This is a genomic window from Pseudoalteromonas sp. TB64 (assembly GCF_000498095.1).
In the GTDB taxonomy this organism is placed as follows: Bacteria; Pseudomonadota; Gammaproteobacteria; order Enterobacterales; family Alteromonadaceae; genus Pseudoalteromonas.
Genome location: NZ_AUTQ01000106.1, coordinates 1 through 2,218 on the forward strand (window position 1 = coordinate 1; position 2,218 = coordinate 2,218).

The window sequence follows — 2,218 nt, forward strand, 5'->3', positions numbered from 1 at the left end:
GGTTGTAATATCGCAGCCGGAAATACAATTTCATTAAACGAGCTATTGTAGTAAGCGTTTACGCGTTGTGGCGTCATGCCCCAGCGGTTACGATCTGTTTTTTGTAGCTCTTTTTCAACACTTTCTGCATGAAAATATTCACGCATGTTTTTCACATTACCAATCAAATCGTTTTTAGTAATACTTAAACCTTCATAAGACTGCCATACATCGGGGTAACCAATTTTTGGTACAAATGCAGCCAGTTTAGCGCGCGCATTTACTTTAGTTTCATCGCCCATCCATTCTAGATTATCAATACGTTCACCAAGGGCTGTACGAAGGTTTTCAACCAGCTCAGACATTTGTTGTTTTGATGACTCAGGGAAGTAACGCGCTACGTATATTTTACCAATAGCAAAACCAAGCGAACTTGTGCCAGACATTTCGCTTATTGCACGTTTCCAACGAGGGCGAGGTTCTTGTTGTCCGTTTAGTTCTTTGCCAAAAAAAGCAAAGTTAGTATTAAATACTTCTTCACAGAGTAAACCTGCGTTACCGCTAATTGCGTGATACGTTAGGTAGTCTTTCCATACTGCAATATCTTCTTGATTGATTAGCTCAATCATCGCTTTTATTGGCTCAGGCTGAGATACATTTAACTGAGGTACTTTATAACCTGTTTGCGCAAAGTATAAATCCCAGTTAAAGCCAGGATAAGCAGTGCTTAAATCGGCACGTTCAACTTGGTTTAAAGTTAAATCGCGATTACGGCGCTTTTCGCGAGGCCAATGACCTTGTGCAATTTTGGTTTCAAGTTCAAGAATAGCTTGAGCACGTTCAGTTGCATTTTCAGTTCCTGCAAACTCAAGCATGTCAGCAATGTGGGCAACATAAGCTGTACGGGTTTTAACAAAACGCTCAGCATCTTCAAGGTAGTAAGAACGATCTGGTAGGCCTAAACCACCAGCACCTAGCGACATTTCATATTTATTAGGGTCTAGGCGATTAAACCACATGCCGCCACCAAAAGGGGCTTTATTACCGGTTAACCAAGACTTACCAAACATTTTAGCTAAATCATCAGTCGATGATACATCACTAATTTCACTTAATAATGGCTTGATAGGCGCTATACCTAGTTTATTAAGTGTTTCGGTATCCATATACGCATTGTAAAAATCAGCGACTAGTTTTTCTTCTGCGTTTAAATCTTTACGTGCGGCTATTTCTTCAATAATAGCTTTAACATCATCTTCGCTGCGCTCTGCTAATCCTGAAAATGCACCATAACGCGTTTTATCTGCAGGCATTATATAGTTGTCATACCAAGTACCACTGGCATACATAAAAAAATCATCGCCTGGTTTAACGGCTTCGTTACGTGCTGTTAGGTCAACACCAAAACTACCTAACTCAGCTTTTTCTGCCACTACTGTTGTAGTTACTTTAGGTTTTTGCTCGTCTGTTTTTGTTGTTTGCGGCTCTGAACAACCGGTAATAAATGTGGCAGCTAATGCAGCTGCAATTAAACTCTTTTTCATTACTTACTCCTGAGTATCACTGATTGAATTAAAGCTGCAGTGAATCATTTTTATTGTTACGAATATTTAACTTATCGATTGTTATAGATATCAATCATACAAACAAACCTTTTGAGGTGAATCACTACAGTGCTCGATAAAACTAATTTAGAAGAAAAGAGAAAGGCTAGTAGGCGCTTTAAAACCTTTTTGTAGCTCTAATACCGGTAAGTATAAGAGCTAAAAGGTGTTACACATTATTTATTTTTTATGCTGTAGCTCCCACATACGGGCATATTCTCCGGCGAGAGTAAGTAACTCATCGTGCCTGCCTTGCTCAATAATTTCACCAGCTTTGAGTACAATAATGGTGTCTGCGTCGGTAATAGTAGAAAGGCGATGAGCAATAACAATACTCGTATGGTTACTAGCAACTTCACGCATTGCTGCGAGTATTGCTTGCTCAGAATGAGAGTCGAGAGCAGATGTTGCTTCGTCAAAAATTAGAATAGGGGATTTTTTCAAAATGGCGCGCGCAATGGCAATACGCTGTTTTTCACCGCCTGATACTTTTAAACCACGTTCGCCAACCAGTGTTTTATCGCCTTTATCAAGTGTGCCTATAAAGTCTTTTAAGTGCGCCATTGCAATGGCTTCGTCAATTTCAGTATCGCTTGCTGATGGTCTGCCGTAAGCGATATTTTCACGAATAGTGG

General features: G+C 39.9%; 1 protein-coding gene and 1 pseudogene (1 of these 2 cut by a window edge). Both read right to left on the reverse strand.

Translation table 11 applies throughout. From position 1 onward, the window contains the following. Positions 1–1,523 (reverse strand): M13 family metallopeptidase (locus L647_RS0107960; protein ID WP_024610685.1); only part of this gene is annotated, 1,523 nt, incomplete at its 3' end. 240 nt (positions 1,524–1,763) lie between these two features. Next, positions 1,764–2,218, reverse strand: a pseudogene (locus L647_RS01000000123850) (ABC transporter ATP-binding protein/permease); it runs 1,290 nt beyond the window's last position.